Origin of the sequence: Dyella marensis (assembly GCF_049532885.1) — a bacterium.
GTDB lineage: Bacteria > Pseudomonadota > Gammaproteobacteria > Xanthomonadales > Rhodanobacteraceae > Dyella_D > Dyella_D marensis.
The window spans coordinates 4,694,127-4,717,044 of sequence record NZ_CP064029.1; the positions used below are offsets into that span (position 1 = coordinate 4,694,127).

The following is a 22,918-nucleotide window of genomic DNA, read 5'->3' on the forward strand; positions in this document are numbered from 1 at the left end:
CGCCCCCGCTCAGTCGGCCGAGGCGGCGATGCCGCGCTCGCGCTGGAAGCGCCGGTGGTGCACCAGCAGGCCGATGAAATACACCAGGTAGTAGCCCACCATCAGCCCGAATACCGCCAGGGTCAGCGGGCTGCCCACCGGCGGCGCGTGGCCCGCGGCCGCGGCCAGCGCGGGATCCTTGATCTGCGGCATCACTTCGAGGAAGCGCCAGGCCAGCCGGCCGATCAGCAGCACGGTGAGCGCCGCGCCGATCCAGGGGTTGGGGATATAGACGTCCGCGCCCTGCTCGTTCTGCCCGAAGCGGGTCAGGCGCAGGCCCGCCAGGCCCAGCACCGCCCCTCCGGCGATGCCGCCGGCCAGTCCCGCCAGCAGCATGGGGTCGTACAGGCCCGTCAGGGCGAACACCACGGCCAGCACGGCGAAGATGGCCACGCGCGCCATCATGCGCTTGCGCCGGATCGGCTGCGGCCCGAAATTGCCGCGCACGCGCCGGTAGATGGCGAACGCGGCCAGTGGAACCATCAGCGCGGGAATCATGTTCGGAGCCATCATGGCCGGCACTCGTCGGTGGAAGTTGGCGCAGCCTAACGCCCGCGGTGTTGCACGGCGATTGACGCCGCACAGCCATCGCGGGTGACGCGTGTCACCCGCGCGGCGCGGCGCTTACTTCGCCTTGCCCTGGTTGGCCACCGCGGCCATCTTCGCCGCGATCGCCTCGGCGTCGCCCAGGTAGTAGTGGCGCAGCGGCTTGAGGTGCTCGTCGAACTCATACACCAGCGGCACGCCGTTGGGGATGTTGAGCTCGACGATGTCGTCGTCCGACATACCGTCCAGGTACTTCACCAGCGCGCGCAGTGAATTGCCGTGCGCGGCCACCACCACGCGCTGGCCGGAGCGGATCGCCGGCGCCAGCGCGTCGTGCCAGTACGGCAGCACGCGGGCCACGGTGTCCTTGAGGCATTCGGTGTCGGGAATGAGCGAAGGATCGAGGCCCGCATAGCGCGGGTCCTGCACCGACTCGTTGTCCGCGCGCTCCAGCGCCGGCGGCGGGATGTCGTAGCTGCGGCGCCATACCTTGACCTGGTCCTCGCCGAACTTCGCCGCGGTCTCCGCCTTGTTGAGGCCGGTGAGCGCGCCGTAGTGGCGCTCGTTGAGGCGCCAGTCGGTGACCACGGGGATCCACATCAGGCCCATCTCGTCCTGCACGCCCCACAGCGTGCGCACCGCGCGCTTGAGCACCGAGGTGTGCGCCACGTCGAAGCTGTAGCCGGCCTCTTTCAGCAGGCGCCCGGCTTCCCTGGCCTCTTCCATGCCCTGCGCGGTGAGGTCGACGTCGGCCCAGCCGCTGAAGCGGTTGTCGAGGTTCCACTGGGATTGGCCGTGGCGGATCAGTACGAGTTTGTGCATGGCGATGAAAGGGCTGCGGGGAAAGACCGGATGGTGCAGGCCGCCCTGCTGCCCGTCAAATCGCGCCCCTGTCGAAGGTCATGCTAAACCCCGTGCCGCGGCGGAGCATCCTAGGCAGGTCATTCACTCAAGGAGTTCCGCCATGCGCCGCACCCTGCTCACCCTGGCCCTCGTCCTCGCGCTGCCGCTGGCCGCCCAGGCCCGGGACAACGATATCGACAAGGTCAATGGCGCGGTCCGCGTCGAGGCCGGCCAGCAGGCCGGCGACGTCAGCTCAGTCAACGGCTCGGTGCACGTGGGCGAGCGCGCCGTGGTACAGAAGGCCAGCACGGTGAACGGTTCGGTGGAACTGGGCGAGCGCGCGCAGGCCAGCGAGGTGGAAACGGTCAACGGCTCGGCCACGCTGGGCGCCGGCGCCAAGGTCAGCGGCGAAGTCAGCACCACCAATGGCGCGATTCGCCTGGGCAAGGGCGCGGACGTGGCCGGCAAGGTCGGCAACGTCAACGGCCGCATCAACCTCGACGGCGGCCATATCGGCCACGGCATCGAGACGGTCAACGGCAGCATCTACATCGGCGCCAATTCGCGCGTCGAAGGCGGCATCCTGGTCGACAAGCCCAGCGGCTGGTTCAACAGCAACAACCGCCCGCCGCACGTGGTGATCGGCCCGCACGCCGTGGTGCAGGGCACGCTGGAATTCCGCCGCGAGGTGATCCTGCAGATCAGCGACAGCGCCCAGGTCGGCACGATCAAGGGCGCCACGCCGACCAAGTTCTCCGGCGACATGCCGTCCTCGGACGACTGATCCACCGATGCGGGCGGCCCGACCGGGCCGCCCGCTTTTTTTGTCAAAGCCAGTCGCGCGGCTTGAGGTAATCCGCCAGCCGCGCCTCGGCCGAATCCGGCTCCGGCGTATAGGCGTATTCGAAGCGCACGCGCGGCGGCAGGCTCATCAGGATCGATTCGGTGCGCCCGCCCGACTGCAGCCCGAACAGCGTGCCGCGGTCGTAGACCAGGTTGAATTCCACGTAGCGCCCGCGCCGGTACAGCTGGAATTCGCGTTCACGCTCGCCATGCGGCGTGTCCTTGCGGCGCTCGGCGATCGGCAGGTAGGCGTCGAGGAAACCCTGTCCCACGGCCTTGGTGAAATCGAAGCAGCGCTCGAAGCCGCCTTCGTTCAAGTCGTCGTAGAACAGGCCGCCGACGCCGCGCGTCTCGGCGCGGTGCTTGAGATAGAAATACTCGTCGCACCATTTTTTATAGCGCGGATAGACGTCGGCGCCGAACGGCGCGCACAGGTCGCGCGCCACCGTATGCCAGTGCGCCACGTCTTCGTCGAAAGGATAGAACGGCGTGAGGTCGAAGCCGCCGCCGAACCACCACACCGGCTCCAGGCCGTCCTTGCCCGCCTCGAAATAACGCACGTTGGCATGCGTGGTCGGCAGATAAGGATTATGCGGATGCAGAACCAGCGACACGCCCGTGGCGACGAAACCGCCGCCGGCCAGCTCCGGCCGGTGCGCGGTGGCGCTGGGCGGCAGCTGGCTGCCGTGCACCAGCGAGAAATTCACGCCGGCCTGCTCGAACACCGCGCCGTCGCGCAGTACGCGCGTGCGGCCACCGCCGCCGGCGGGGCGCGTCCAGGCGTCCTCGACGAACTTCGCCTTGCCGTCCAACTGTTCGACCGCTGCGCAGATGCGGTCCTGCAATGCGCGCAGGAACTGTTCGACTCGGTCGGTTTGCTGGCTCATCTAGGCGTCCGGGGAGGGGAAAACACCGCGAGCTTAGCAAGCCCTCCGGCGCCGGGACTGCGACCGTGCGCCGCGCCCTAGCGCACGCGCATCAAGAGCCGCGCATGGCCGATGCGCCGCGCCCAGCGCAGGCCCAGGTCGATCCACATCACATAGGCCGCCTCGGCCAGCAGGCGCAGCGCGATGCGGCGGTCCAGGCGCAGGCGTTCCTCCGCCGCCACCGGCACGCTCGCCGTAAACCCGAGCCAGCGCGCCAGCAGCAGGCAGCGCGGCAGGTGATAGCGGCTGGTCACCAGCGCCACCGGCGGCATCGCATGGCCGGGATCGTCGTGGCGCAGCAGGCTGCGGGCGTGGCGCAGGTTGTCCAGCGAATCGGTGGAGGCCTGTTCGAGCCTGGGCGCCACGGCGTCCGGCAGGCCGTGCGCCCGCAGCCAGGCCAGGCCGGCTTCCGCCTCGCTGATGCGGCCGCCGCTGCAGCCGCCGAGCAGGAACATGCGCTCCACGCGCCCTTCATGCACCAGGGCCAGCGCGCGGGCCAGGCGCTGCTGGTAGTCCTGCTCCGGCCGGTCGCCGATCAGTTTGCGGCCGAACACCAGCAGGTCGCGCCGCTGCGGCGGCGCCAGCGGGCTGCGCGCCGCCACCCGCCACACGTAGAGCAGATAACCGAGCCACACCAGGCCCAGGCTCAGCAGCATCGCCGCGCCCACTACCACTGCCACGTGCACCAGGTCACGCCGGCGCGCATGGCGCCAGGGGCCGCGTCTGAGGGGTGCGGGCAGGGAGGACAAGGCTGGGTCCGGCAAAAGGCCAGCAGTGTGGGCAAGGCTTATGAAAGCCGCAATGGAAAAAAATAGGCGGAAATATGAACGCAAGAACCGGCCGCACTGGGCGCACCCAGCGGCCGCCCGCTAGGCTCCCGCGATGCCCCAACCCATTCATCCACTTGCCGTCAGTGCATACACCGTGACGTCCGCACTGGGCCACGGCGTTGCCGATCACCTTCGCGCGCTCGAAGCGGCGCGCGGCGGCCTGCGCCCCAACGATTTCGGCGACGCACCGCTGGCCTGCTGGATCGGCCGCGTCGACGGCGTCGAGGACGCGCCCCTGCCCGCCGCCTTCGCCGCCTGGGAATGCCGCAATAACCGCCTGGCCTGGCTGGGCCTGCAGCAGGACGGCTTCCTGGCGCAGGCCGAAGCGGCCATCGCGCGCTACGGCGCCGCGCGCATCGCGCTGGTGCTGGGCACCTCCACGGCCAGCATCGGCGCCACCGAGGAAGGCTACCGGCGCCTGGAAAACGGCCGCATGCCGGCCGACCTGGAGCGCTCCGGCGTGCACATGCCGCACTCGCTCACCGCCTTCGTCGCCGCAGCGCTGGGCCTGCAGGGGCCGGCGCTGACGGTGTCGACCGCGTGCTCGTCCAGCGCCAAGGTGTTCGCCAGCGCCGAGCGGCTGATCCGCTTAGGCCTGGTCGATGCCGCCGTGGTCGGCGGCGTCGACACGCTGTGCGGCAGCGTGCTGTTCGGCTTCAACTCGCTGGAACTGGTATCGCCGGAACGCTGCCGCCCGTTCGACCGCGCGCGCCGCGGCCTGTCGCTGGGCGAGGCCGCCGGCTTCGCCCTGCTCGAGCGCGCCGGGGCCGCGCCCGCCGCGCCGCGCCTGCTCGGCTACGGCGAAGCCAGCGACGCTCACCATATGTCCACGCCGCATCCGGAAGGACTCGGCGCCGAGCTGGCGCTGCGCGATGCGCTGGCGCGCGCCGGCCTCGACGCCGCGCAGGTCGACTACATCAACCTGCACGGCACCGCGAGCCTGAAGAACGACGAAGTCGAAGCCGCGCTGATCGGCCGCATCTTCCCGGCCAGCACGCGCGCCAGTTCCACCAAGGGCTATACCGGCCACACCCTGGGCGCGGCCGGCATCGTCGAGGCCGCGTTCGCCCTGCTCGCGCTGGAACACGGCTTCGTGCCCGGCAACCTCGGCGGCGACGAGCCGGACCCTGCCTGCGGACCGCAGTTCGCCTGGCGCGGCGAACGACGCGACGTACGCATCGCCTTGAGCAATTCTTTCGGTTTCGGCGGCAACAATGCCTGCCTCGCGTTCGGCAAGGCGGCGGCATGAGCATGCGGGTTCACGTGGAAGGCATCGGCCTGTGGTCGCCGCAGCTGGCGGATTTCGCCGCGCTGCACGCGCAGCTGCAGGGCACGCCGCCGCCCGCGCCTGCGGGCAAGCCGCCCGCATCGACGCTGCCGGCGAACGAACGCCGGCGCGCGCCGGAAAGCGTGCTGCTGGCCGTCGAAGTGGCCGGCCAGGCGGTGGCCATGAGCGGACGCGCGCCGGCGGAGCTGGCCTGCGTGTTCGGCTCCGCCTTCGGCGACCTGAGCATCACCGACTACATGTGCGAGACGCTGGCGCACGCGCCGACCGAGCTGTCGCCCACGCGCTTCCACAACTCGGTGCACAACGCCGCCGCCGGCTACTGGACCATCGCCACCGGCTGCCACGCGCCGTCCTCGGCCGTGTGCGCCTGGCACGACAGCACCGGCGCCGGCCTGCTGGAAGCGGCCGCCATGGCGCTGGCCGACCAGCGCCCGGTGCTGTTCGTGTGCAGCGACGTCGCCGGCGCCGGTCCGCTGGCGCCGATCACCCGCAGTACCCAGGCCTTCGGCTGCGCCTTCGTGCTCGCACCGGAAACCTCGCCGCGCACGCTCGCCACGCTGTCGCTGCAGCTGGCGCCGCGCGCGGCAACGCCTATGGACGGCGGCGCATTGCCGGCCGCCTGGAGCGAGGCCAATGCCACGGCCGCCGCGGCGCTGCCGCTGCTTGTCGTTCTGGCGGGCCGGGATCGTCATTGTCAGATGGCCGCAGCGGGAGGGCTCGGCCTGGAAATCCTCATGGAGAACGTCGCTTGAATGTCCGGGCCAACCCTTGGTGTGTACTTATCCCCTGCCTCAATGAAGAGGCGGCCATCGAATCCGTGGTCGGCGCGGCGATCGCGCTGGGCGCGCCGGTCATCGTGGTCGATGACGGCTCCGACGACCGCACGCCGGACATCGTCGCGCGCCTGCCGGTGACCTTGCTGCGCCACGAACGGCGCCGCGGCAAGGGCGAGGCGCTGCGCACCGGTTTCCGCGAAGCGCTGCGCCAGGGCTTCGACGCGGTGGTGACCATGGACGGCGACGGCCAGCACCTGGCCAGCGACGTGCCGCGCATCGTCGCCGCCGCGCAGCGCTATCCGCACCACATCGTGATCGGCGCCCGCCTGCTCGACAAAGCACAGCAGCCCAAGGCCCGCCGCATCGCCAACGCGATCGCCGACTGGGGCATTTCCTGGGCCTGCGCGCAGCCGGTGGCCGACACGCAGAGCGGCCAGCGCTGGTATCCGCGCGCCGCGCTGGACCTGGTGGAACTGCCCGCGGAGAACTTCGTGTTCGAAGCGGCCATCCTGATCGCCGCCTCGCGCGAGAAGGGCTTAGGGATGGCTTCGGTGCCGATCGCCTCGCGCTACCAGGGCGAGTTCCGCCTGAGCCATTTCAATCCGGTGCGCGACGTGGTGCGCATCACCACCTACACGGTGGGCCGCGTGCTGCATTACGGCGAGGTGTGGGCCAGCTACCGGCGTTCGCGCGCGAGCCGGCCGATCGTGTTCGATACGGCGGCGCCGGCGCGCTGAGTCAGCCGGCGACGTAGATCACCGCGGCGCGTCCGCTGGCCAGGACGCGCCCGGCCTGCTCCGCGCGGAACGCGTATTGCGCGCCGGCTTCGTCGGCGAACAGTTGTTCCGCGTGGATGTCGAGCCGGCCGCTTTGCGGGTCGACGTACTCCACCGCCAGCACCACGTCGCGCAGGCTGACCAGACGCCCCTGGCGCACCGCGGTGTCGCCGCGCGCCCTGGCGCTCAACGCCCCGTGCACCGCCATCGCCTGCGCGCCGTATTCGGACAAGTGCAGTGCGTGCAAGCCGTGCGTGGAACGCAGCGGATGCGCCGCGGCGGCATGGCCTTCGCTCATGGCGTGGATGGTGGCGGCGTCCCACGCGAGCACCGCATCGAGCAGGCACATCTGGCCCGCATGCGGAATCAGCCGGGCCCAGTCAGTCCGGTCGAGCATGCGGCGCCATCAGGGTCGAAAGGCAGAAATGGAAGGCCACGCCCAGGCTCACCGTAAGGCCGATGGCGCGCAGCACCGGGATGCTGCTCCAGGCGAACATGCCGAACACCAGCAGCGCGGAAGCCACGCATACCAGGGTGGCGTGCAGGGTGCGGCGCTGTTCGGCTGCGTCGTCCGTATCGCGCTCGAAGAACAGCGCGTAGTGCAGGCCCAGGCCGGCGGCCAAGGTCAGCGCCACCAGGTGGAACAGCGAGATCTCCACGCCGGCCGCGCGCTCCACCGCCAGCACCAGGAAGGTGGCGAGCGTCATCGGCGCCAGTACGCGCCAGGCGCGGCGCCAGCCGCGCAGCGCGAACGACACGGTCAGCACCAGCAGCACCGCGGCGATGGCCAGCGCATGCAGGATGCGCACGCGGTAATCGGCCACCAGCGATTCGGCGGCGGCTTTCAGGTCGAGCACGCGCACGTTGCCGCCGCTGTCCTTGGCCAGTGCTTCGAGCGCGGCCACGTCGTGCACGCCGCTGAGCGTCGCCAGGCCGAGCCATTGGCCTTCGCGCTGCACGAGCATCGCGGCGAAGCGCTGGCCTAGCGCACTTTGCGCGAAGACTTCCGGCGTCAACGGCGGCAAGGTCTTCGCCTGCTCGACATCGGCCACGAACGGCTCGAACAGATCCTTGCGGAACGGCATGCCCTGCGTCGCTTCCGCGAGTGCGGCACGCAGGCTGGCGGCATCGGGCAACTGGCGCTGGCGCTGCTGCTGCGTGGCGATGCTTGGCAGATAGCGCGAAGGCAGTTCGATGGCATCGGCGGCATGCCCGGCTACCAGCGCGGTGGCCTTCGGCTCCAGCTGCTCCGACAGGCGCAGTACGCCCTGCGCATCGGGCGCCTGCAGTACCAGCAGATAGCGCACGTCCGGCGCGCCCAGGGCTTCGCGCAGGCGCGCATCCCGCTGCAGCAGGTCCTGCGGCAGCGGCGTCAGCGCGGCGAGGTTGTTCTGCCAGAACGGCCCGGGCGCAAGCGCCAGCGCGGCCACGATGGCGACGGCCACCAGCACCGGCAGCCAGCGCGGACGGGGCAGCCGGTCGAAGAAACGGCGCGCGCGTGCCAGCCACGGCATCTGCGCCACGTCGCGCACCTGCGCCGGCAGCAGGCGCGGCAGCAGATAGCGCGTGCACAGGCCGGCCACCAGCAGGCCGGTGATGGTGAACACGGCCAGCTGCTGCAGGCCGTTCACGCCCGAGGCGTAGAAGGCCAGATAAGCGATGCACGCCGAAGCGATGGCGGTCAGCAGCAGCGGCCACAGGCCGCGCACGCTGGCCACGGCGTCCTCGCCCGCGCGGCGGTGGCTCAGCACGCGGATGGGGTATTCCTGCGCCACACCCAGCAGGGTGAAACCGAAGGCCAGCGTGATGCCGTGCACCTGCGGAAACGCCAGCACCAGCGCCGCGATGCCGCCGAGCGCCGCGCTGGCGATCGGCAAGGCCGACAGCAGCAGCGAGCCGATGCTGCGATACGCCAGCAGCAGCAACAGGATGAAACCGGCGGTGGACACATTGCCGATCCACTCCGCCTCCCGCCGCGTGTGCTCGCCCACCACCACGCTGAAATAACCGGGGCCGCTGATGGTCAGGCGCGCGCCGCCCGCGCCGGGCAGGCGATGGAACGCCTGCTCGATCCCGCTCACCGCCTCGCCCTGCGCCGCCGGATCGAAACCCGCTGCGCGCGTCTGCACCACCAGCAGCGCCTCGCGCCGCGGCGAGAACCACACGCCTTCGCGCGTCTCCGGCGTGCGCGCGGGCGTCCAGCGTTCGGCCAGCTTCAGCACTTCCAGCGTGGGATCGCGCGGCAGCAGGCCTTTCAGCAGCGCGGCGGCGGGCGAAGAGAGATCGTCCAGGCGCTGGTCGAGCTGGTCGGCGAGGAAGGCCTTGTCGTAGCGCTGTTGATCCAGCGTCGGCGAAAGCAGATAGCGGTACGGCAGCAGCTTTTCGTCCAGCGCGGTGAGGTCGAAGCTGCCGTTGAGCACCTGGGTGTAGCGCGGATCAGGACGCAGCGCACCCGCAAGGCCCTGGCTCAACGCAGCCAGCGCCGCGTCGTCGCCGCCATCGATCGCCAGCAGCAGCAGCCGCGAGCCGGGGCCGTCGCCGACCTGCTCCATCAGCAGGCGCTGATCGGCATCGACCGGCGCGGGCATGAAGTCGCGCAGGTCGCCGCTCACCTTCAGCCGCTGCGACACCAGCAGGCCGAGCCCGGCCAGCGCCAGCAGCCACACGGCCAGCAGCACGCCGCGCTTCACGTTCAGCCGCCCTTGCACAGCGCCGCGAGGGCGTCGCGCGTCGGCGCCGCCGGCATGCGCGCGGCCAGGTCGCCGAGCAGGTCCACGGCCAGGTCGCCGTCGGCTTCCTGCATGCGCATGCAGCGCGGCTCGCCGCCGCGGCCGTCGATCTGGATGCTGGCGATGGCTTTCGCCACGCGCGCATCGCGCGGCACCAGGGTCAGGGTCCAGCCGCCGGCATGGCTTTCCTGGCGCACGTCGAAGGCCTGGTTGAGCCGGCCGGCATCGCCGCCGAGCAGGGCCACGAAACTGTCCAGCAGCACCTGCAGCTGCGGCGCGCGGCGCAGCGAGAAGCTGCGCGGCTTGCGGCCTTCGCGCTGCTGCGTCACCTCGCCGTCGGCAATGGTGGCGGTTTCCCTGGCCGGCTTCTCCACGCGGCGCTCCAGGCGATCGCCGCCCAGCCAGGCCAGTTCGCCGGAGACCACCAGCGGCTGTTCCAGCACCTTCATGAAGCGGGCTTCGGCGAACGGCGTGCGCGACGGCGCGGGACGGGCCAGCGAAGCGATCAGCGCCTGTGCATCGGCCGAACTCGACCCGGCCGCGCGCGCCTCAGGCTCCTGGGCGTTCGCCCAGCACGACAGGCTCAGGCCGAACAGGAGCGCCAGTGTCTTGCTGCCAGAAATCATAGAAGTTGAACCAGTTGTAGGGGGCGGCGTGGATGTAATGCTCGACGCGCTGCGCATAACGGGCGATGACCGCGTCCAGCGCCTGCGCACGGCCCGGGCGCGGGATCTCCACGCGGTCGGCGAAGGCTTCGAAGACCAGGCGATAGCGGTTGCCGCCCAGGTACAGGCCGAAGCACAGCACCACCGGCACGCGCAGCGTATGCGCCAGCAGCCAGGGGCTGATCGGGAACGGCGCGGGGCTGCCCAGCAGCTCGGCGCGGCGCAGCACTTCGTGTTCGCGGCCGCGGTCGGCCAGCATCGCCACCAGCGCGCCCTGGCCGCAGGCTTCGGCCATCTGCATGGCGACCGAGGTGCCGTCCTGCGACGCGTCGATGACCTTGTCGCCGATCTCCGGCGCCAGCGCTTCCAGCAGTTCGGTGAGCGCGGGCGTCTTCTGCTTGTCCAGCAGCACGCGCAGGTTCACCTCGGGACGGCGCGCGCTGATCGCGCGCAGCGCCTCGAAGCTGCCCTGGTGCGAGCCGAACAGCAGCACGCCCTGGCCTTCGTCCATGTAGCGGCTCAGCGCCTCCAGGCCTTCCACTTCGATGGCGAAGCCGCGCTCGCCGCGCGCCAGCAGGAAGACGCGGTCCAGCATGGTCGAGGCGAAGCAGTGGATGTGTTTCAGCACATGCCAGGCGGTGACGCGATGCGGCAGCACGCGCGCCAGGAAAGCCTGCGAGGCCTCGCGCTCCAGCTTGCGGCGCCAGTAGAAGTACAGCGTGATCGGATACAGGAACAGCCGCGCGAAACCGCGCCCGCCATGCAGGGCGATGCTGCGGATCAGCCACAGCGCGAAGCGCCCGCCGCCTTCGGGCCGGCTTTGCCAATGCTCGGTCATGCCGCCTCGCCTTCGATCGCGCCGCGCGCCAGCAGCAGCTCGCCGCGGCGCAGTTCGAAGCGCACGCGCGCGCCGCTTTCGCTCAGCAGCAGCTCGGCCTCTTCGCCGGGCAGCAGCGGCGCCATGAATTTCGCTTCGGCGATGCGCGCCAGGCGCTGCCCGCGCCAGGCGCGCAACGCGTCCGCCACGGCTTGCAGCAGCACCACGCCGGGCACCAGCGGCTGGCCGGGGAAATGGCCCGGCAGCGACGGATGCGTGGGATCGATGCGCACGCAGGTGCGATAGGTCGGGCTCATGCAGCCACCGGCATGCGCGTGCGCAAACGTGGGAACGATGCCGGGCGTGCGGGCATCGCCGGCATGGCTCAGGCGGCCGCGCGGTGCTTTTCGATGTGCTCGGCGAGCGAGCGCAGGCTGGCGAAGATGGCGCGGTTGTCCGGATTGTCCGAACGCAGCTGGAAGCCGTACTGCTTGGACACCGCCAGCGCGATCTCCAGCGCATCGATGGAATCCAGGCCCAGCTCGCCGCCGAACAACGGGGTGTCGGGGTCGATCTGCCCGGGCTGCAGGTCTTCCAGGTTGAGGCTCTCGACGATCAGGATCGCCAGTTCACGTTGTGCCGCGGTCTGCTCTGCCATGCTCGTTCCGTACTGCTCTGGACATGCCCTCCCCCCCGGCTGGCATGGGGCGGCAGTGTAACATGGCGGCCTTGTCGTCCCTGGTTACGGTGCATGGTTCCCGGTTCAGAAAGCATCCAGCCGGCCGCCCTGGAAAGGCGCGCCCCCCGCATCTCCTACCGCCACGAGGCCCTGGCCGCGGTGCTGGCCGAAACCGGCACGCTGGCCGCGCTGGGCTTCGGCGCCGGCGCGCCGCTGCACGACGATCCGCGCTATCTGCCCGTGCCGCTCGAAGGCATGGAGGCGCCGACGCCGCTGGAGGTCTGGCAGGTCGACGGCGAAGTCGAACACGGCCGCGAAGGCGCGCTGCGCTGGTCCGCCGGCGCGGGCTGGCTGTTCGCCGCGGTGGACCTGGACGAACACGCGCATGGCGGCCCGCGCGCTACCGCCGAACTGGCCTACCGCCTGCTGCGCGAATTCCTCGCGCGCCGGCCGGAACAGCACGTGCAGCGCATCTGGAATTACCTCGGCGCGATCAACCAGGGCGACGGCGACGCCGAGCGCTACAAGCTGTTCTGCGAAGGCCGCGCGGCCGGCATGGGCGAGTTCTTCCGCGAAGGCTTTCCCGCCGCCACGGCGATTGGCCATCATGGAGCGGGCCATCATGGAGCTGGCCATCGCGCTGGCGAGCAGCAGCTGCAGGTCTATCTGCTGGCCTGCGACCAGCCCGGCCAGCGCGTGGAGAATCCGCGCCAGGTCAGCGCCTGGCGCTATCCGCGCCAGTACGGCCGCACGCCGCCGAGCTTCGCCCGCGCCATGTCGCTGCCGGGCCAGGACGTGCTGGCGATTTCCGGCACCGCCGCGGTGGTCGGCCACAGTTCCGCGCACGAGGACGACCTCGATGCGCAGCTGGCCGAAACGCTGGCCAACCTGGAAACGCTGCTGGCGCACGCCGGCATGCCGGCCGGCTTCGACACGCATTCGCCGCTGAAGGCCTATGTGCGCCATGCGGCGGATGCGCCGCGCGTGCTCGGCTTCCTCGCCGCGCGCCTGCCCGGCGTACCGGTGCTGCTGCTGCACGGCGACGTCTGCCGCCGCGAACTGCTGGTGGAGATCGACGGCTGGCGCTACGCCTGATCAGGGCTTGCCGCAGCCACCGTGCGCGTCCTTGAACGAGGCGAGCAGGAAATCCGCCACCGCTGCCGAGGAAGCCGGTGCGGCGATCGCCAGTTCGCGGAAGAACGGATCGCCGGTCTGGTCCAGCACCATCAGCGCGCGCACCGGCGGCGATTTCGGCACGCGGTAGGCGAGGCGCGCGGTGCAGCGGTCCAGCCGCTGCAGTTGGTCCGGCTTCGGTTCGAGCACCGGTTCCGGCGTCGAGGTTTCCATCAGCGTATCGAGCTGCTTGTGCGCGCCGGGGAACACGCCCTGCGCCGCTTCGTAGATGCAGCCCAGGCAGGCGGGAAACAGTTCCCAGCTCATCCATCCCGCTTCGGCGCCTTCCGGCGCGACGAAGCTGAAGACGGTATTGCCGTCGACGCCTACCGCCGTGCGCTGCGGTTTCCAGCCGCGCGGCACGGCGAGCCAGCCGGTGGCGTTGGCGTAGAACCAGTCGAGCTTGTCGCGCAGTTCCGGCGGAGCCGCGATGGCGAGTGCGGGCAGTTCGTTGTCCTGCACCGTTTCCCAGTCGCCCTCGCCATCCTGGACTTCGATGCGCGTGGCATGGACGCCGTCGATGGCATGGCCGGCGGCGTCGCGAGGATGCGCCGGTGCCAGGCGATAGTCCTTGCCGGAGACGGAGAGGTAGTGCGAGGGCGGGCCGGTCAGTGCGCGGTGCGGCGCATCGCCGGCAGTGGCGACGACGGCCAGCGATGAAAGCAGCACAGCACAGAGGCGCAGGGGGAAGTTCATGCAAGACACTCCTTGTCTTTGGATCATTTTGGCGGAAAGAGCAACGCTCTGGGGCCGCTCACTCCATGTGGCGCTTCGCTACTGGATTCCGGCCTGCGCCGGAATGACGATCAAAAACCGTCATGCCGGCGCAGGCCGGCATCCAGTGAGGACAAAGCTCATTTTTTCTCGGGACGCTTCCACCCATGCAAGGTGGCCTGGCGTCCACGCGCCACGGTCAATTGCCCGGCCGGCGCATCGTGCGTGATCACCGAGCCCGCGCCGATCGTCGCGTTCTCGCCCACCCGCACCGGCGCCACCAGCGCGCTGTTGGAGCCGATAAACGCGCCATCGTCGATGCGGGTGACGCTCTTGTTCACGCCGTCGTAGTTGCAGGTGATGGTGCCGGCGCCGATATTGACCTTCGCGCCGATCACCGCGTCGCCCAGATAGCTCAGGTGATTGGCCTTGCTGCCCTCGCCCAGCTTCGCCTTCTTGGTCTCGACGAAATTGCCCACGTGCACGCCGGCGGCCAGCTCGGTGCCGGGGCGCAGGCGCGCGAACGGGCCGATGGTGCAGGGGCCGTGGGTGACCACGCCTTCCAGGTCGCAGTGCGGCTGCACCACGGTGCCGGCGGCGAGCTGCACGTCCTTCAGGCGGCAGAACGCGCCGATGCGCACGTCCTCGCCCAGCTGCACGTCGCCTTCCAGGATCACGTCGATGTCGATGTCCACGTCGCGCTCCACCGTGACGCGGCCGCGGATATCGATGCGCGCCGGATCGGCGATGCGCACGCCTTCCAGCGCCAGCGCCTTGGCCGCGCGCTGGCGGTAGACCGCTTCGAGTTCGGTCAGCTGCCAGGGATTGTTGGCGCCGGCCGCTTCCATCTCGTCGTCGCATTCCACGCAGAAGGCCGGGCGGTTTTCCGCCGCGGCCATCGCGAAGATATCGGTGAGGTAGTACTCGCCCTGCGCGTTGTTGCGGTCGAGCTTCGCGGTCCAGCGCTTCAGTGCGGCGGCGTGCGCGGCGACGATGCCGGTGTTGATGCGGTCGATCGCGCGCTGCTCGTCGCTGGCGTCTTTTTCTTCCACGATGGCGCGCACGAAGCCGTTGCCGTCCAGCAGCACGCGGCCGTAGCCCTTCGGGTCGGCCACGCGGGTGGCGAGCACGGTGAGCGCTTCGTCGGTATCGATCAGGCGCTGCAGGGTGGACGGCCGGGTCAGCGGCACGTCGCCGTACAGCACCAGCACCGCGGCATCGTCCGGCACGTCGCGCAGGGCCTGGGCCACGGCGTGGCCGGTGCCCAGGCGCTCGGCCTGCAGCACCCAGCGCAGGTCAGGCTGGCCTTCGAAGGCGGCGAGCACCTGGTCGCCGCCGTGGCCGTAGACCACGTGGATCTGCTGCGCCGACAGCGCGCGCGCAGCGGCCAGCACGTGCGCCAGCAGCGGGCGGCCGGCGAGCGGCATCAGCACCTTGGCCTTCTTGGACTTCATGCGCTTGCCTTCGCCGGCGGCGAGGACAATGACGTGCAGGGGCATGTTCTTCATGTCGGTCCCTTGGAGCCTGGGTCAGCGAAGCAGGATAGCAGCCGCTCATTTCGCTCCATGACCGGGGGCTGACGCAGCGTCGCCGGCCGTGACGCGCGCCGCACCTCCGTGGCATTCGAAGTGAAAATCGTAGGCGAGGCTGAACGGACGCGCCTGGCTGTCGACGAGGTGGCTTTCGCCGTTGGCGTCGGCGGCCCAGCGTTCGACTTTCAAGGGCAGGAAGAACCATTGGCTGGCGGCCGCCTTCACCGCGGCGATATAGAGGCGGCGGTCGGCGCCCGCGCTGGCTTCGTCGTCGATGCGCACGTCGTCGACCTTGCCCGTGGCGCTGACGATGAACAGCGCGCGTACTTCTTCGGGCGGCGGGCAGCTTGCCAGCAGCGAGGCCGGATACACGGGCGTGACGCGATGCTCGGGCGCGGCGCCGCTGGAGACTTCGCCCAGCGCCAGCTCGTAGCGCGCGGTGCCTGCGGGCACCACGGCATGCCAGGTGGCATCGCCCTGCGGCCGCGTGGCCGATGTTTGTGGCGGCACCTGGCCGCAGGCGGCAAGGCATGCCGCCAGACCCGATGACACGATGCGGAAACGCTTTGCCACGCGCGGCTCCCTCGGATGCACCGGCGCAACATGCCCAAACGAAAACGCCGGCACAAGGCCGGCGTTCCGCATATCTCTTTCCGCCGTGGCCGGCGCGGGAGATCAGTGCTTGAGGTTCTTGCGCAGGCGCTCCAGCGCCTGCAGCTGGGTCAGCGCCTGGGCCAGCTTGGCCTGCGCCTCGGCGATGTCCTCGGCGTCGGTGCGGTTGGCCAGGGCGTCCTCGGCTTCCTGCTTGGCGCGCTGCGCGGCCGCTTCGTCCAGGTCGGCGGCGCGCGCGGCCGTATCGGCCAGCACGGTCACCACCTGCGGCTGCACTTCGAGAATGCCGCCGGAGACCCAGAACTGCTGGCGCTCGCCGTTGGCCAGCACCACGTCGACGTGGCCGGGCTTGAGGCGGGTGATCAGCGGCGCGTGGCGGGGCGCGATGCCCAGCTCGCCCATTTCGCCGGTGGCGATCACCATCGTCGCCTCGCCGTGGAAGATCTCGGCCTCGGCGCTGACGATGTCGACTCGAAGGGTATGGCTCATTGGTTTTTGCTCGCTTCGCTCGCTAGGGAATAGGGAGTCGGGAATAGGGAATCGGGAGAAGCGCGCTCAGTTGCGAGGCTCTTACTGTTCCCTATTCCCTATTCTCTATTCCCTCACCATCAAGCCGCCTTCTTCGCGGCCATGTCCTCGGCCTTCTTGATGGCCTCGTCGATGCCGCCGACCATGTAGAACGCCTGCTCCGGGATGTGGTCGACTTCGCCGTCGACGATCATCTTGAAGCCGCGGATGGTTTCCTTCAGCGTCACGTACTTGCCCGGGGCGCCGGTGAACACTTCGGCCACGTGGAACGGCTGCGAGAAGAAGCGCTCGCACTTGCGGGCGCGGTACACCAGCTGCTTGTCTTCCTCGGACAGCTCGTCCATGCCGAGGATCGCGATGATGTCCTTCAGTTCCTTGTAGCGCTGCAGCGTGCCCTGCACGCGGCGGGCCACGTCGTAGTGCTCGGCGCCGACCACGTTCGGGTCGAGCTGGCGGCTGGTCGAGTCCAGCGGATCCACCGCCGGGTAGATGCCCAGCGAGGCGATCTGGCGGCTCAGCGTCACGGTGGAATCGAGGTGCGCGAAGGTGGTGGCCGGCGACGGGTCGGTCAGGTCGTCCGCGGGCACGTACACGGCCTGGATCGAGGTGATCGAACCGGTCTTGGTCGAGGTGATGCGCTCCTGCAGCACGCCCATTTCCTCGGCCAGCGTCGGCTGGTAGCCCACCGCGGACGGCATGCGGCCCAGCAGCGCGGACACTTCGGTACCGGCCAGCGTGTAGCGGTAGATGTTGTCGACGAAGAACAGCACGTCGCGGCCCTTGCCGTGCTCGTCCTTCTGGTCGCGGAAGTACTCGGCCATGGTCAGGCCGGTCAGCGCCACGCGCAGGCGGTTGCCCGGCGGCTCGTTCATCTGGCCGTACACCATCGCCACCTTGGACTCGGGCAGGTTGTCGATCTTGACGACGCCCGCGTCCTGCATCTCGTGATAGAAGTCGTTGCCTTCGCGGGTACGCTCGCCCACGCCGGCGAACACCGACAGGCCCGAGTGCTGGGTCGCGATGTTGTTGATCAGCTCCAGCATGTTCACCGTCTTGCCCACGCCGGCGCCGCCGAACAGGCCGACCTTGCCGCCCTTGGCGAACGGGCACACCAGGTCGATCACCTTGATGCCGGTTTCCAGCAGCTCGTTGGCCAGCGCCTGGTCGTCGTACGACGGCGCTTCGCGGTGGATGACCCACTGGTCTTCGGCTTCGATCGGGCCGACTTCGTCGATCGGGTTGCCGAGCACGTCCATGATGCGGCCCAGGGTGGCCTTGCCGACCGGCACCTTGATGCCTTCGCCGGTGTTGCGCACGGCCAGGCCGCGCTTGAGGCCGTCCGGCGAACCCAGGGCGATGGTGCGCACCACGCCGTCGCCGAGCACCTGCTGGACTTCCAGCGTGATGTCGGTGCCGTCGATCTTAAGCGCGTCGTAAACCTGCGGCACCTGATCGCGTGCGAACTCGACGTCGATGACCGCGCCGATGATCTGTACAACTTTACCCTGGCTCATGGAAATGCTCCGGATGGATCTTTGAATGTCTGGTTTAACCGCGCCCGTTCTGGTCGCGTGGTTTTAGTGAAGAGTGCGGCCATGGATGGCCGCCCGTTTGATCTTAGCGATCATGGATGATCGCACTCATACAGCCGCGGCGCCGCCCACGATCTCGGAGATTTCCTGGGTAATCGCGGCCTGACGGGCCTTGTTGTAGACCAGCGTCAGCTCGCCGATGACCTTGCTCGCGTTGTCCGAGGCCGCCTTCATGGCGACCATGCGCGCGGCATGCTCGCTGGCCAGGTTCTCCAGCACGCCCTGGTAGACCACCGACTCGATGTAGCGGCCCAGCACGTACTCCAGCACCGTGGCGGCGTCCGGCTCGTAGATGTAGTCCCAGTCGTGCGACTGTTCGAGCTTGATGCCGGCATAGGCCGACTCGCCGGCCGACTGGTGCGCTTCCAGCTCCGCCGCCACCAGGGGCAGCGGCAGCAGCGCGTCCAGGGTCGGCTTCTGCGTCATGGTGTTGACGAAGTCGTTGTAGGCCAGGAACACGCGGTCCAGCTTGCCGGCCGTATAAGCGTCCAGCACCACCTTGATCACGCCCACCAGCTGCTCGAGCTTGGGCTTCTCGCCCAGGTGGGTGACGCTGCCGACCAGATTCACGCCCTTGATGCGGCGGAAGAACTGCGTGGCCTTCTGGCCCACCGCCACCACGTCGACCTCGACGCCCTTGTCCTGCCACTCGCGGATGGCCGGCAGCAGGCGGCGGAACAGGTTGGAGTTCAGGCCGCCGCACAGGCCGCGGTCGGTCGACACCACCACGTAGCCGACGCGCGCGACCTTCTCGCGCTGCACCAGGAACGGATGGCTGAAGTCGGTGCTGGCCTGGGCGACGTGCGCGATCACCTTGCGCATCTGGCGCGCATAGGGGCGCGAGGCCTTCATCAGATCCTGCGCCTTGCGGATCTTCGATGCCGAGACCATTTCGAGCGCGCGCGTCACCTTGCGCATGTTCTGCGTGCTCTTGATCTTGGATTTGATTTCGCGTCCGCCTGCCATGTTCTCGCTCGCTGCGCTTGCTCGGGGGAATCGGGAATGGTGAATCGGGAACAGGGATGCGAGCTCGCGCTCTTCGATTCCCTATTCCCTATTCCCGGTACTTCACCAGCTACCGGTCTTCTTGTACTCGTCCAGGCCGGACTTGAAGGTGGCTTCGATGTCGTTGTTCCAGTCGCCGGTGGCGACGATCTTCTTCATCAGCTCGGCGTGGTTCTGGTGGAAGAACGCATGCAGGCCCTTCTCGAACGGCAGCACCTTGTCGACCGCCAGGTCGTCCAGGTAGCCCTTCTCGGCGGCGTACACCGAGAGCGCAAGCTCGGCGATCGACAGCGGCGCGTACTGCTTCTGCTTCATCAGCTCGGTGACGCGCTGGCCGCGGTCCAGCTGGGCGCGGGTGGCCGGGTCCAGGTCCGAGGCGAACTGCGCGAACGCAGCCAGCTCGCGGAACTGCGCCAGGGCCAGCTTCACGCCGCCGGACAGCTTCTTGACGATCTTGGTCTGCGCCGAACCGCCCACGCGCGACACCGAGATACCGGCGTTCACGGCCGGGCGGATGCCGGCGTTGAACAGGTCGGTCTCGAGGAAGATCTGGCCGTCGGTGATCGAGATCACGTTGGTCGGCACGAAGGCGGACACGTCGCCGGCCTGGGTCTCGATGATCGGCAGCGCGGTCAGCGAGCCGGTCTTGCCCTTCACTTCACCGTTGGTGAACTTCTCGACGTACTCCTCCGACACGCGCGCGGCGCGCTCGAGCAGACGGGAGTGGAGATAGAACACGTCGCCCGGATAGGCTTCGCGGCCCGGCGGGCGCTTCAGCAGCAGCGAGATCTGGCGGTAGGCCACGGCCTGCTTGGACAGATCGTCATAGATGATCAGCGCGTCTTCGCCGCGGTCGCGGAAGTACTCGCCCATGGCGCAGCCGGCGTACGGCGCGATGTACTGCAGCGCGGCCGACTCGGAGGCCGACGCCACCACCACGATGGTGTTGGCCAGCGCGCCGTTCTCTTCGAGCTTGCGCACCACGTTGGCGATCGACGAGCGCTTCTGGCCGATGGCGACGTAGATGCACTTAATGCCGGAATCTTTCTGGTTGATGATCGCGTCGATGGCCAGCGCGGTCTTGCCGGTCTGGCGGTCGCCGATGATCAGCTCGCGCTGGCCGCGGCCGATCGGGATCATGGAGTCCACCGACTTGTAGCCGGTCTGCACCGGCTGGTCGACCGACTTGCGCCAGATCACGCCCGGCGCGACCTTCTCGATCGGCGAGCTGAGCTTGGCGTTGAGCGGGCCCTTGCCGTCGATCGGCGCGCCCAGCGAGTCGACCACGCGGCCGAGCAGCTCCGGGCCGACCGGCACTTCGAGGATGCGGCCGGTGGTCTTGGCGGTGTCGCCTTCGCGCAGGTGCTGGTATTCGCCCAGCACCACCGCGCCGACCGAGTCGCGCTCCAGGTTCAGCGCCAGGGCGAAGGCATTGCCCGGCAGCTCGATCATTTCGCCCTGCATCACGTCGGCCAGGCCGTGGATGCGCACGATGCCGTCGGACACGCTGATGATCGTGCCCTCGTTGCGGGCTTCCGCGCCGAGCTTGAACTGCTCGATGCGGGTCTTGATCAGCTCGCTGATCTCGGACGGGTTCAAGGTGGTGCTGGACATGGTGGTTATCCTGGGATTTTTTTGAATTCGCTAGTCGAGATCCGGTCCGTTCCGCGCAGGCGCGGGCCGGCCGGGCTGGCTCTGCGCGTACTCAGGCCGTCAGCGCGCCGGAAAGGCGCGCCAGGCGGCCGCGTACGGAGCCGTCGATCACTTCGCTGCCGGTATCGATCACCACGCCGCCGAGCAGCGAGGCGTCGACCTGGGTTTCCAGTTCGATGTCGCGCTTGAAGCGGCGCTTGAGCGAGGCTTTCAGCTGCTCGGCCTGCGCGGCGTCCAGCGCCATCGCGCTGGTCACCTTGACCAGCAGCTGCGACTCGGCCTCGCGCTTGTACTGCTCGAACAGGTCGGCCACTTCCGGCAGCAGCGCCATGCGGCGATGCTCGGCCAGTTCGGCCAGGAAGCCGGCGAACGGCGCCTGCGCGTCCATGCCCTGCGGCAGGTGCAGCGCGACGAGCTGCTCGGGCAGCACGCGCGGGTCGTTGCCGAGCGCGGCCACGCGGGCGTCCTTCGCCACCGCGGCGGCGAAGGCCAGCGCCTGCGACCATGCGGGCAGCGCGCCGGACGCGCGCGCCAGCTCGAAAGCGGCGCGGGCATACGGGCGGGCGAGAGTGATTGCCTGGGCCATGGCTCAGATCTCGGCGACGAGCTGGTCGAGCAGGGCCTTGTGGGCCGAGGCGTCGACTTCGCGCTGCACGATCTTCTCCGCGCCCTGCACGGCAAGACGGCCGACCCAGCCGCGCAGTTCCTCGCGGGCGCGCTGCTGCATGCTGGCGATCTCTTCGCCGGCCTGGGCCTTCAGGCGCGCCGTCTCGGCGACAGCGTCCTCGCGGGCCTTGTCGACGATCTGGTTGGCCTGCTGCTGGGCGCGCTCGATGATCTCGGCGGCCTGCTGGCGGGCCTGCTTGATCTCCGTGGCGACCTTGGCGTCGGCGTCCTTCAGCTCGGCGCGCGCCTTCTCGGCGGCGGCCAGGCCTTCGGCGACCTTCTTCTGACGCTCTTCGATCGCGGCATTGAGCTGCGGCCAGATGAACTTGGTGGTGAACCAGACCAGGATGGCGAACGACACCATCTGGCCCAGGAAAGTCAGATTGATATTCATGAGCTTTCCGAAAACTCCGGTAACGCGTGGGACCGCAATCCGCTGCGGCCACAGGGCCGCAGCGGCATATCGCGCCGGCTACTAAGCGATTAGTGGCCGAAGTTGCTGATGACCTGGGCGGTCAGCGGGTTCGAGAACGCGAACAGCAGCGCCACGGCCAGGCCGATGATGAACGCCGCGTCGATCAGGCCGGCCAGCAGGAACATGCGGCCCTGCAGCAGCGGCACCAGCTCCGGCTGGCGGGCGGCGGACTCGAGGAACTTCGAACCCATGATGGCGATGCCAAGGCAAGCGCCCAGCGCGCCCAGGCCGATGATGATGCCGACGGCGATCGCGGTCAGGCCCTGCACATGGGAAATGAGTTCGGCGAGGTTCATGGTGTTCTCCTGTGAATCTTTCTAAAGGTGTGGTTAGAGCGAAACGGAATTGAAAAGCGAAACCGGATGGAACCTGGTGTCAGTGATGCTCACGCGCCGTCGCGATGTAGACGATCGTCAGCATCATGAAAATGAACGCCTGCAGCAGGATGATCAGGATGTGGAAGATCCCCCAGGCAGTGTTGAACAGCACGCCCGGCAGGAAGCTGATCCAGCCCGCGAACAGGCCCGCGATCAGCATGAACACCAGCTCGCCGCCGTACATGTTGCCGAAGAGTCGCATCGCGAGCGACACCGGCTTAGACAGGTATTCGATGATGTTGAGCGCCAGGTTGAACGGCACCAGGATCGCGACCACCACCGGGTTGTGCGCGTGGAACGGCGCGGTGACCAGTTCCTTGCCGAAGCCCAGCGTGCCCTTCGCCTTCATGCCGTGGCCCAGCACGATGAAGAACACCGCCAGGGCCAGGCCCACGGTGGTGTTGATGTCGGCGGTCGGCACCCAGCGGAAGAAGGTGTGGTGCGCGGCCTCGGCGCCGGCGGCGGTGGTCACGGCGAAGCCCGGCGCGTCCAGCGGCAGCAGGTCCATCGCGTTGAGGAAGGTCACCCACATGAAGATCGACAGCGCCAGCGGGGTCACCGTGCGGCGGTCGCCGTGGAAGGTGTCCTTCACCTGGGTGTCGACGAATTCGACGATCAGCTCGACGAAGGCCTGGCCCTTGGACGGCACGCCCGAGGTGGCCTTGCGCGCCTTCAGCCAGAACCACAGGCAGAACAGCGCGCCGAGCAGGAAGGCCACCACGATCGAGTCGAGATGGAGCTTCATGAAAGCACCGTCACCCAGGCTCACCACGTTGTGGTGCAGGTGATGCTGGATGTATTCGGTTAAACCGCCCTGAGGCTCGCTTGCCATGT

General features: G+C 69.0%; 26 protein-coding genes. 5 read left to right on the forward strand and 21 right to left on the reverse strand.

Features of this window, described 5'->3' with window-relative positions; genetic code table 11:
• Positions 1-9 precede the first annotated feature (9 nt).
• Both ISN75_RS20540 and gpmA read right to left on the reverse strand, forming a co-directional pair.
• Positions 10-552: a DUF1453 domain-containing protein gene (locus ISN75_RS20540; RefSeq protein ID WP_343203697.1), complete on the reverse strand. Its 543-nt coding sequence runs from the start codon at positions 550-552 to the stop codon at positions 10-12.
• A gap of 111 nt (positions 553-663) precedes the next feature.
• Positions 664-1,407 carry a 2,3-diphosphoglycerate-dependent phosphoglycerate mutase gene (gene gpmA / locus ISN75_RS20545; RefSeq protein WP_343817946.1) on the reverse strand — a complete coding sequence of 248 codons (744 nt, stop codon included), beginning with the start codon at positions 1,405-1,407 and terminating at the stop codon, positions 664-666.
• 142 nt (positions 1,408-1,549) lie between these two features.
• Between gpmA and ISN75_RS20550 the strand changes: the two genes are divergently transcribed.
• Positions 1,550-2,212, forward strand: a complete 663-nt coding sequence (locus ISN75_RS20550) for a hypothetical protein (protein WP_167253328.1) — start codon at positions 1,550-1,552, stop codon at positions 2,210-2,212.
• Between the two features lie 43 nt (positions 2,213-2,255).
• Here ISN75_RS20550 and hemF read toward each other — a convergent pair whose 3' ends face one another.
• Entirely contained in the window at positions 2,256-3,158 is a 903-nt protein-coding gene (gene hemF, locus ISN75_RS20555; RefSeq protein ID WP_167253326.1) for an oxygen-dependent coproporphyrinogen oxidase, read from the reverse strand.
• 77 nt (positions 3,159-3,235) lie between these two features.
• Entirely contained in the window at positions 3,236-3,877 is a 642-nt protein-coding gene (locus tag ISN75_RS20560) for a YdcF family protein (protein ID WP_343203564.1), read from the reverse strand.
• Between the two features lie 202 nt (positions 3,878-4,079).
• On the opposite strand from ISN75_RS20560, the gene ISN75_RS20565 reads away from it, so the two are divergent.
• From ISN75_RS20565 to ISN75_RS20575, 3 genes are read left to right on the forward strand one after another with little or no spacing between them, the layout of a single operon-like run.
• The gene (locus ISN75_RS20565) at positions 4,080-5,276 is read left to right on the forward strand and encodes a beta-ketoacyl-[acyl-carrier-protein] synthase family protein (protein ID WP_343817950.1); all 1,197 of its coding nucleotides are present in this window, start codon (positions 4,080-4,082) and stop codon (positions 5,274-5,276) included.
• Positions 5,273-6,067: a beta-ketoacyl synthase chain length factor gene (locus ISN75_RS20570; protein ID WP_343817952.1), complete on the forward strand. Its 795-nt coding sequence runs from the start codon at positions 5,273-5,275 to the stop codon at positions 6,065-6,067. The genes ISN75_RS20565 and ISN75_RS20570 overlap by 4 nt, the downstream gene beginning before the upstream one ends.
• On the forward strand, positions 6,064-6,828 hold the full coding sequence (locus ISN75_RS20575; protein ID WP_167253322.1) for a glycosyltransferase family 2 protein: 765 nt from the start codon (positions 6,064-6,066) through the stop codon (positions 6,826-6,828). The genes ISN75_RS20570 and ISN75_RS20575 overlap by 4 nt, the downstream gene beginning before the upstream one ends.
• A 1-nt stretch (position 6,829) precedes the next feature.
• On the opposite strand, the gene ISN75_RS20580 is transcribed toward ISN75_RS20575, so the two are convergent.
• The 6 genes from ISN75_RS20580 to ISN75_RS20605 all read right to left on the reverse strand — a co-directional run bounded on the left by ISN75_RS20580 (position 6,830) and on the right by ISN75_RS20605 (position 11,736).
• Entirely contained in the window at positions 6,830-7,264 is a 435-nt protein-coding gene (locus ISN75_RS20580) for a phosphotransferase (RefSeq protein ID WP_343817954.1), read from the reverse strand.
• A complete protein-coding gene (locus ISN75_RS20585) occupies positions 7,248-9,557 on the reverse strand; it encodes an MMPL family transporter (protein ID WP_343817956.1) in 2,310 nt (769 codons plus the stop codon). Before ISN75_RS20585 ends, ISN75_RS20580 begins: the two co-directional genes overlap by 17 nt.
• 2 nt (positions 9,558-9,559) lie before the next feature.
• The gene (locus ISN75_RS20590; RefSeq protein WP_243867899.1) at positions 9,560-10,222 is read right to left on the reverse strand and encodes an outer membrane lipoprotein carrier protein LolA; all 663 of its coding nucleotides are present in this window, start codon (positions 10,220-10,222) and stop codon (positions 9,560-9,562) included.
• Positions 10,146-11,099, reverse strand: a complete 954-nt coding sequence (locus tag ISN75_RS20595) for an acyltransferase (RefSeq protein ID WP_167253316.1) — start codon at positions 11,097-11,099, stop codon at positions 10,146-10,148. Before ISN75_RS20595 ends, ISN75_RS20590 begins: the two co-directional genes overlap by 77 nt.
• Complete coding sequence (locus ISN75_RS20600; protein ID WP_214572836.1) at positions 11,096-11,395, reverse strand: hydroxymyristoyl-ACP dehydratase; 300 nt, start codon at positions 11,393-11,395, stop codon at positions 11,096-11,098. Before ISN75_RS20600 ends, ISN75_RS20595 begins: the two co-directional genes overlap by 4 nt.
• 68 nt (positions 11,396-11,463) lie before the next feature.
• Positions 11,464-11,736, reverse strand: coding sequence for a phosphopantetheine-binding protein (locus ISN75_RS20605; RefSeq protein ID WP_167253312.1), 273 nt, complete (start codon positions 11,734-11,736; stop codon positions 11,464-11,466).
• 93 nt (positions 11,737-11,829) lie between these two features.
• Between ISN75_RS20605 and ISN75_RS20610 the strand changes: the two genes are divergently transcribed.
• Entirely contained in the window at positions 11,830-12,852 is a 1,023-nt protein-coding gene (locus tag ISN75_RS20610) for a pteridine-dependent deoxygenase (RefSeq protein ID WP_343817963.1), read from the forward strand.
• On the opposite strand, the gene ISN75_RS20615 is transcribed toward ISN75_RS20610, so the two are convergent.
• From ISN75_RS20615 to atpB, 11 genes are all read right to left on the reverse strand, one after another.
• A complete protein-coding gene (locus tag ISN75_RS20615) occupies positions 12,853-13,626 on the reverse strand; it encodes a DUF4850 domain-containing protein (RefSeq protein WP_343817965.1) in 774 nt (257 codons plus the stop codon).
• Between the two features lie 158 nt (positions 13,627-13,784).
• On the reverse strand, positions 13,785-15,152 hold the full coding sequence (glmU, locus tag ISN75_RS20620) for a bifunctional UDP-N-acetylglucosamine diphosphorylase/glucosamine-1-phosphate N-acetyltransferase GlmU (RefSeq protein ID WP_168648363.1): 1,368 nt from the start codon (positions 15,150-15,152) through the stop codon (positions 13,785-13,787).
• Between the two features lie 45 nt (positions 15,153-15,197).
• Positions 15,198-15,749, reverse strand: coding sequence for a hypothetical protein (locus ISN75_RS20625; protein WP_343817968.1), 552 nt, complete (start codon positions 15,747-15,749; stop codon positions 15,198-15,200).
• 102 nt (positions 15,750-15,851) lie between these two features.
• On the reverse strand, positions 15,852-16,277 hold the full coding sequence (locus ISN75_RS20630; protein WP_026635371.1) for a F0F1 ATP synthase subunit epsilon: 426 nt from the start codon (positions 16,275-16,277) through the stop codon (positions 15,852-15,854).
• A 119-nt stretch (positions 16,278-16,396) separates the two neighbouring features.
• The gene (atpD, locus tag ISN75_RS20635) at positions 16,397-17,830 is read right to left on the reverse strand and encodes a F0F1 ATP synthase subunit beta (RefSeq protein ID WP_026635370.1); all 1,434 of its coding nucleotides are present in this window, start codon (positions 17,828-17,830) and stop codon (positions 16,397-16,399) included.
• Between the two features lie 126 nt (positions 17,831-17,956).
• On the reverse strand, positions 17,957-18,874 hold the full coding sequence (atpG, locus tag ISN75_RS20640) for a F0F1 ATP synthase subunit gamma (protein ID WP_167253304.1): 918 nt from the start codon (positions 18,872-18,874) through the stop codon (positions 17,957-17,959).
• A gap of 102 nt (positions 18,875-18,976) precedes the next feature.
• Entirely contained in the window at positions 18,977-20,527 is a 1,551-nt protein-coding gene (gene atpA / locus ISN75_RS20645; RefSeq protein ID WP_167253302.1) for a F0F1 ATP synthase subunit alpha, read from the reverse strand.
• Positions 20,528-20,618: 91 nt separating this feature from the next.
• A complete protein-coding gene (locus ISN75_RS20650) occupies positions 20,619-21,152 on the reverse strand; it encodes a F0F1 ATP synthase subunit delta (protein ID WP_167253300.1) in 534 nt (177 codons plus the stop codon).
• A gap of 3 nt (positions 21,153-21,155) precedes the next feature.
• On the reverse strand, positions 21,156-21,626 hold the full coding sequence (locus ISN75_RS20655; protein WP_167253298.1) for a F0F1 ATP synthase subunit B: 471 nt from the start codon (positions 21,624-21,626) through the stop codon (positions 21,156-21,158).
• A gap of 89 nt (positions 21,627-21,715) precedes the next feature.
• Positions 21,716-22,003: a F0F1 ATP synthase subunit C gene (gene atpE, locus ISN75_RS20660; protein ID WP_168648365.1), complete on the reverse strand. Its 288-nt coding sequence runs from the start codon at positions 22,001-22,003 to the stop codon at positions 21,716-21,718.
• Positions 22,004-22,082: 79 nt separating this feature from the next.
• Positions 22,083-22,916, reverse strand: a complete 834-nt coding sequence (gene atpB / locus ISN75_RS20665) for a F0F1 ATP synthase subunit A (protein WP_168648366.1) — start codon at positions 22,914-22,916, stop codon at positions 22,083-22,085.
• Positions 22,917-22,918: the final 2 nt, after the last annotated feature.